The following is a 7,786-nucleotide window of genomic DNA, read 5'->3' on the forward strand; positions in this document are numbered from 1 at the left end:
CTATGCGTCCCCTCAAATGGTTTTCGCCTATCGAATTTCTTAATAATAGTGTCCAATATGATTGACAAACCTACAAAAAACAAAAAAGCAGGCTACCTTTTTCAGACAGCCTGCAAATGTTATTCATAATCGCTTTTAAGAATACTTCTCTTGTGCTTTTTTTCCTCATAAAGCAGGATATCAGCATGGCTGAGAAGCTCTCCTATCTCAAGCGTGGCACTGCATACGAACGGATAAACGCCTACGCTCGTATGGATTATATATGGCTTATCGGCGGCATATTTAATATTGTATTCTCTTGTGACCGCTTCTATATGGTTTCTCATTGACGGGATATCTATTGCATTATCAAGAAAAGCGCATACAACGAACTCATCGCCACCTATACGACCCACTATCTCGCTGTTGCCAAAAGAGTGTTTAAGTATCTTTGCCGCAGATAGTATAGCAAAGTCGCCCTCCTCGTGACCAAATTTATCATTTATGGTTTTCAGACAGTCAAGGTCGGCAAAGACCATGATAGCCTTTTCACCCTCGTTTTTGTCATTGCTGAGTCTTTTACGAAGCTCCTCAAAAAATCCCCTTCGATTGTAGCATCCCGTCAAAGCATCCTGCCTTGAAAGATCTCGAAGAAGCTCATTGTTCTCCTTGATCTCGATCAGGCTCTTTTTAAGCTGCTTCTGGGTAACAGCCTGCTGCTTCATCAAGGTTATTATTTTAAGCGCCGCACAAAGTTGAACTGTCACCGACTGCAAATAATTAAAATACTCATGCTTTATCTCACACATCAGTATTCCGTAATGCTCCTCGTTAGAGAACAATGGTGATACCACTAATGTATAACGTCTGTCTGTTGGCAGATACTTATTCGACAACAGCTCTGTATACTTTACAGCCTGCTCTTCATGTGGGAGCTGGATAGCGTCAGAACCATTGTGATAGGCTTTGAGATACATATATTCCGGCGGTTGCCACTTATCTGTACCGAAGTGAATAAGGGCAGGCTCGAAGCTGAACAGAAAGCTTGATTCCATATGAAGCCTCGTAAGCTTATCCACAACGGTCTCATATGCTCTGTCATCATAAGCTTCAAACACAAGCATATCCCTTGTGATAGAGTTTGCCTGCCATGCAAGAAACTCATTATCCTCAAGCTTTTCCTTACAGTAATTCGCATTGCGTTCTGCCAGTATCTTGTATATCTGAATAAAAGTCTGATTTAACTTCAAATGCTTCTCCATGTTATCAAAACGAGAGATAAGCTTTTGCTGAATATACTCAACAGAAGCATAAAGCTCATCAACGTTCACAAACCTAAAAAATTCTTCACTGGCAAGAGTTGAGATCATTTCTAATACTTTGTCTTTTTTGACCTCATTATCAAGATTTTCCTCACGGGCATAATCATCAAGAGCATATATTATCTTGACGTAAACTTCTCGCATTTTCGCAGTTGTTTCACTTGCACTGTATTTATTGAACAAAAACTGGCTCATTCTTCTTGCAAACGCTTCCGGATCATCTGATATGCGGCCAAAAGATATGGTCTTTAATTTTGAGTTTCCCTGACAGCCGCAGGAATTTCTTCTTACCATTCCCGAAGAGATCTTATCGTTGTTTATAGCCTTATTTATAACGTAGTTCACAGCCTCCTGAACGGCATGATAGCCAAGCTCAGAAGGGTCAGCCTTGACAGTCGTCAAATGCGGGTTAAGCTCCTCAGCCACTGGATCGTCATCAAAGCCTGTCACAAGGATATCCTTGCCAGGACGTATCCCACGCTCTTCCATAGCCTTATAGCCTGCGATTGCCATCTGGTCGTTTGCAAAAACTATAGCTTCAAGTTCTGGATTATCGTCAATTAGCTTTCCGACTTCGTCAACACAGAATTTCGAAAAATTACCATATGCAACACGCTTTTCGTCATAGATGATACCATTTTCCTCAAGAGTCTCCTTGTAAACGTCAAGTCTTTCAAGGGCATCATCACTTGTTTTAGGTCCGCTTACCATACCTATCTTTTTACAGCCATGCACCTTTATAAGATGTTCTATAGCCTCCTTCATTCCCGTTCTGTTGTCGAGCATGATACAAGGATAACCATCAATATGTGCCGTTATAGTTATAACAGGCGTTCCAGCAAATTTTTTCAGAAACTGAACCTTATGCTCGTTGTCAAGATATGTTCCCAGTGTGCCGATAAGCACAAGCAGAACATCGAACTTATTTGCCGCCGCCATATCGAACAAAGTATTATACTGATACTCATACACCGTTCTCAGCTTATCGGCATAGACCCCATCTATATATCTGCCTGGAAAAATAACGAGGTCGGCGTCGCACTGCTCTGCGCCTATCATTGCGCCCTCTGCAACCGCATCGTCAAAATCATCTTCAAGGTGGCTCACCAAAAGTCCTATTTTTATACGTCTGCGTTTAGCAGTATCATTCATCATCTCATGATCCTCCGTACAAATCAGCCGTGCTGCTTCAGACGATCTAAAGCAGCGTCACACAAGGCACGCCTATGGGCTTTGCCTTATTTGTTTATCTTGATATCTTTCTTACAGTCGACTACTGAAAGCGTACCATTCGGACTTCCAAGCCACCAGCCATCGCCTGTAAGGAACATTACGTCGAACTGACAGCTTTGTGCTGTCACGTCACCTTTACCAGTTTTATCTCCAACACCTGAAACAGAACCGCCCTCGCAATAAAGCTTAAAGACAGTATTTTTAAGCTCACAATCCAGCTCGCCGCCCCTTGTTCCCACACAGTTGAGAGTTCTTCCTTTCATGGAAATGTTGAGCCTGCCATCAAGAATACATATCCTTCCGGTACCGTTACTCGTAACTCCCACTGCAGTCAGATTATTTCCCGAAAGCACACAGCTCATGTTATAGTCTGAAATGCTTATATCAGCACTGCCGCTCATAGTACCTATACCGACCGATACTCCTGCCGCAAGCTTTAGTCTACAGCCACAGTTTGATATAGTCACATCTGCGTCGCCATCGATGCTTCCAATACCAACGCACCTATCGCCACTGCAATTTACAGCTATATCACCGCCTGCAATGACAATACCGTCTTTGCAGCCTCCTCCGCCTATGCCGACGCACTTGTCGCCATTTGCAGTTATATCAAGAACACCTGTCATTGCGACAGCTATCCTTCCACAAGGCTGCTTGCTGTCAGTACCTATTGCATAGCAATCCTGTGATTCTGATCTGATATAAAGCTCACCTGAGCCTACAAGCTCTAACGACGATCCCTCAGGAACATAAATACCTCTGCCGTCTATACGATCTTCACCGCTGCACACTATCCTGACTCTCGAACCGGTGCCTAGCCTTATGATCGGCAGATCCTCATATATAGTGAGCCATGCGTTTTTCAAATGAATGACGCAATCAACACCATTACCAATTGTCACGGACAAAGGCACTGCACGATCGTCCTCAGCCTTTCCTGAAAGAGTAAATGTACCTGTGCCGAGAAAAATGTCAGAATATCTTTTTTTATACATCTCAGCAAGGTCGATAACGTCATTATCCTCAGCGTGATAGACCTTTTTATCATTATCTCCAGCCTCGATACTGTAAGCCACTATCTCCTCACGGATATTTTCCGAGATATCATGGATAAGCACAGGCTTCGGCTTAGAAACATAATAACCCTGAATAAGATCGACGCCGAAATATATCATGGTTTTAAGTTCTTCGCTTGTTTCAACGCCCTCTGCAAGTGCGGTATATCCGCTTGAATGGAAATATTCCACCATTTTTGAAACTATCTTCTGAGCCTTAGGATTCTGGTCAATGCCAGAAATGAGGGAACGGTCTATCTTTACCACCTCAGGATCATATCGCAGAAGATTCGATGTATTTGAATAGCCTGTGCCGTAATCGTCAATAGCAAGGCTCATATTGTTCTTTTCAAGACGCACCCTTATTCTATCGAGGTCGTCCTCGCTGATCTCTGTCTGCTCTGTCATTTCGATAACGACCTTTTCAAGAAGTTCGCCATAGTCATTGACGATCGCATAAAAATCCTTATCGTCAAGAGCATGAGATGATATTGAATTTATATACAGCCTGCGGTTTTCAAAATCGAGCTGATGCTTGCTGAGATATTTAAGCGTATTTTTCAGTGTAGCTTTCTCTATATCGTAAAGTCTGCCGAAATTTTTAGCACAGTTGAGTATCTGAAGCGGATTGAGTGCTATATTTCCCTTTGTTCTCATAAGCGCTTCATAAGCGACTATCTCGCCTGTTGAAGAACTAACGATAGGCTGAAAATGATATGTAAACAGATTTTTATCAAGAAGCTCTGAAAAAGCCCTGATATTCTCGATATCACTCTTCTGCTTTGCATATTTTTCAGGATCAAAGCAACAAATACTGCCTGCACCCTTTGCCTTAGCTTCATAGAGTGCAAAGCCTGCTGCGTGCATGAGTCTTGCTGGCACTTCAAAGCCGCTGCTTATGCCTGCCGTCACAGACAGCGAATGATTTGAAGACGATCTCACTCCAAATTCATCTGGCAGGCAACACTCCTTCACCGCTTTACGTATATTGTCAGCAAACTCCTCAGGCTTACCTCCAAAGCGTGGAACATATATCCAAAACTGACCGTCTGAATTGAATGCCGTTACAGTATTTTCAGGCATAACTGCGACAACCGCCTTAAGTGCCTCACCTATGCAGTAGTCTGAATCCAAAAGCTTCCCTGTTCCATCAAATCTTACAAGAGCAAGCAATGATGAGCGTGTCATTCCATCAAGAAGTCTTACAAGCTCTGATTGTGGTATAATGTCGAGCCCTTCAAAAACACTTTTTGACATATATTCTTTCGACAGATACACTATTCCGGCGGTAATGCCACTTGGAGTGTCAAGAAGTTCTATACACAACGGCAGGCCAAGATCTCGTCCTCCGCCGTTCAATGCAACTATATCTCTGAACTTGTCATAATCTGTGTTCTCTCTAAGTCCCATAAGAGCACGACAGTTTTCATCGGCATAAAACTTTCCGCTTTTCTCGTCCATAACAAACCCGCCGATATTGTGCCATATTGAACAAACCTTTCCCCAGACAGCACCAAAATAGCTTTGCCACAATTTATTTTCCATATCCATGATCTTCACCATGCCTGAATATACGACTGTGTTCAGACAATCCTTCCTTTGGAGATTTGTTAATTTTTTATATTTTTATAACTAATTATTTACCAAGCCTATTATAACACAATCCCGATAAATTTACAATAGCGACTAACGAAAAGATGTTACAAAATCGTGCATGGAATTTTGTATATCTGTTTGACTTAGCTGGTTTTTGGTAGTATAATATAAGCATACACACAATGGAAAGTTAGGATAAAATGACAGATTTTCGCAATAAGTATTCAGTGCTTCAGGACTTTTTCGGACACTCTCAGTTCAGAAACGGTCAGGAGCAGATAATAGACAGCATACTTGCAGGGCGTGACTGCCTTGGAGTTATGCCAACAGGCGCAGGCAAATCTATGTGCTATCAAATACCTGCTCTTATGTTTGACGGGATAACTATAGTTGTTTCGCCGCTCATATCCCTTATGAAAGATCAGGTGAACTCGCTGATACAATCGGGAGTGAGGGCAGCGTATCTGAACTCGTCACTGACGGCGGCACAGTATGAAATGGCTATATCAAACGCCGCCCGTGGTATGTACAAGATAATATATGTTGCACCTGAAAGGCTGATGACAGGATCGTTTCTGTCACTGGCTTCGTCGGTGAAGATATCCATGCTTGCGGTGGACGAAGCCCACTGCGTATCTCAGTGGGGACAGGATTTCAGACCTTCCTATATGAAGATACCCGAGTTTCTTGGCAAACTTCCCTACCGCCCTATCGTCAGCGCATTCACCGCCACTGCCACCGCAGAAGTAAAAGCGGACATAATCAAAATGCTTGAACTCCGTGACCCTTTCACCATAACCACAGGCTTTGACAGAAAAAATCTCTACTTTGGCGTTTCTCACCCTCATGACAAATATAGTGAAACAGTGAGGATAGTTGAGAAATACAAGGACAACTGCGGAATAATCTACTGCTCTACAAGAAAAAATGTTGAGAGCGTGTGTGAAAAGCTCTGTGCCGACGGCTACAACGCTTCACGCTATCATGCAGGACTTTCTGATGAGGAAAGGCGTAAAAATCAAGACGATTTTATCTTTGATCGTGTCCAGGTCATGGTGGCGACCAATGCTTTCGGCATGGGAATAGACAAATCAAACGTGAGCTATGTCATACATTATAATATGCCTAAGAATATTGAAAGCTATTATCAGGAGGCAGGCAGAGCGGGACGTGACGGCAACGAAGCAAAGTGCATTTTGCTCTACAGCGGTCAGGACGTTGCGACCAACAAGTTTCTTATAAACAATTCTCATGACAATCCCGACCTTGACGATGACACTCTTGAAATGATACGCAAACGTGATCTTATGCGTCTGAAAAAGATGACCGATTACTGCAATACAAATGGCTGTCTGAGAGAGTTTATCCTTGGATATTTTGGTGAGAAGCAGGACAAGCCTTGTCAGAACTGCTCAGGCTGTTTGGGTGATTTCGGAGAAACAGAAGAAGTTGACGTTTCTGTAGATTGCCAAAAAGTGCTTTCCTGCATTTATAGACTTCACCAGCGAAACCTTTCTTTTGGAGCAGGTGTCATAGCACAGATACTTAAAGGCTCAGACTCCGAAAAGGTAAAGCGTTTTGACCTTTCCACTCTTTCAACCTACGGCATAATGAAAGACTCCACGCAGGTCTATATCCGCAGGCTCATAGCTTTTCTTGAAGCTGATGATTACATCACACAGACTTCACACGGGGATTTTTCTGTGCTTACCCTTACAAGAAGGTCCGCAGAGATATTAATGGACAAAAAGACTATTACAATACGCCTTCCAAAGAAAAAGCCAAAGAGCGAAACGGTCACAAAGATCGGCAGGGACGAAGTTACGACATTTGACAAGGAGCTTTTCGGACGGCTCAGAGCTGTGCGGAGCAAGCTTGCGACACAGGCGAGTCTGCCTGCATATATCATTCTTACAGACGCTTCACTGCGTGATATGTGTATAAAGCTGCCTAAGACGCAGACGGAGCTTTTGAATATCTCAGGGGTGGGCAAGTCAAAGCAGGAACGTTATGGAAGATACTTTGTAGCTGAGATACAGAAATATCTCAAGGAAAATCCTGACGCCGCTTCGGGTTATAAATATATCCCTGAGGGCTATCTGCAAAAGCAAAATGCGGTTGGCGGTCAAAGCACAAAGGAATATATAATCGCCCACGCAGGTGAGCTTTCAGGCAAAGAACAGGATATGACCCTTTCAGAGGTATGCGACAGCATTTTCTATCAGCTCGGCACAGACGGCGATATAAGAAGCATAAAACTTGCCATAAAAGAATGGCTCATAGGTGAAAATTATCTTGCAAAAGACGGTGCAAACGGCAGGGGCTTTCTTGAAACCACAATACTTTCCCCTGAAGCAGGAATAATAGAGCGTGAAAAAATATCACAGCTTGGAAACAGCTACAAGACGATACTTTTCCCAAAGCAGGCGCAGGAATTTATTTTTGAGAACATAGAGGAGATACTCAGCAAAGATGTACAAAACTAATAATAAAATGCGGTTTTGCGGCTGTTTTCATTCATGCAAAAAAAAGGCGCTGTAAAAAAACGCGCAATAAAAAAAGACTGCAACCACCCTTAAAAGGGTAGGAAAGCAGTCTTTT

Annotated in this window: 3 protein-coding genes; 1 reads left to right on the plus strand and 2 read right to left on the minus strand. The window is 42.9% G+C overall.

What is annotated here, in order from left to right:
- Positions 1 to 119: 119 nt before the first annotated feature.
- Both AB5Z01_RS13260 and AB5Z01_RS13265 read right to left on the minus strand, forming a co-directional pair.
- Positions 120 to 2,456 carry a GGDEF domain-containing protein gene (locus AB5Z01_RS13260; RefSeq protein WP_287216310.1) on the minus strand — a complete coding sequence of 779 codons (2,337 nt, stop codon included), beginning with the start codon at positions 2,454 to 2,456 and terminating at the stop codon, positions 120 to 122.
- 83 nt (positions 2,457 to 2,539) lie between these two features.
- On the minus strand, positions 2,540 to 5,134 hold the full coding sequence (locus tag AB5Z01_RS13265) for an EAL domain-containing protein (protein WP_287216311.1): 2,595 nt from the start codon (positions 5,132 to 5,134) through the stop codon (positions 2,540 to 2,542).
- 251 nt (positions 5,135 to 5,385) lie between these two features.
- Here AB5Z01_RS13265 and recQ point away from each other — a divergent pair, with 251 nt between their 5' ends.
- Positions 5,386 to 7,671 (plus strand): DNA helicase RecQ, encoded by a 2,286-nt coding sequence (gene recQ / locus AB5Z01_RS13270; protein WP_287216312.1) that lies wholly within the window; start codon positions 5,386 to 5,388, stop codon positions 7,669 to 7,671.
- Positions 7,672 to 7,786 lie beyond the last annotated feature (115 nt).

Source organism: Ruminococcus sp. RTP21359st1_H3_RTP21359_211015 (genome assembly GCF_040909065.1).
In the GTDB taxonomy this organism is placed as follows: domain Bacteria; phylum Bacillota; class Clostridia; order Oscillospirales; family Ruminococcaceae; genus Hominimerdicola; species Hominimerdicola aceti.

What these genes read in the sequence shown, in the direction of transcription:
- AB5Z01_RS13260 (WP_287216310.1), bottom strand. Translation starts at nt 2,456, where the DNA reads ATGATGAATGATACTGCTAAACGCAGACGTATAAAAATAGGACTTTTG.
- AB5Z01_RS13265 (WP_287216311.1), bottom strand. Translation starts at nt 5,134, where the DNA reads ATGGAAAATAAATTGTGGCAAAGCTATTTTGGTGCTGTCTGGGGAAAG.
- recQ (WP_287216312.1), top strand. Translation starts at nt 5,386, where the DNA reads ATGACAGATTTTCGCAATAAGTATTCAGTGCTTCAGGACTTTTTCGGA.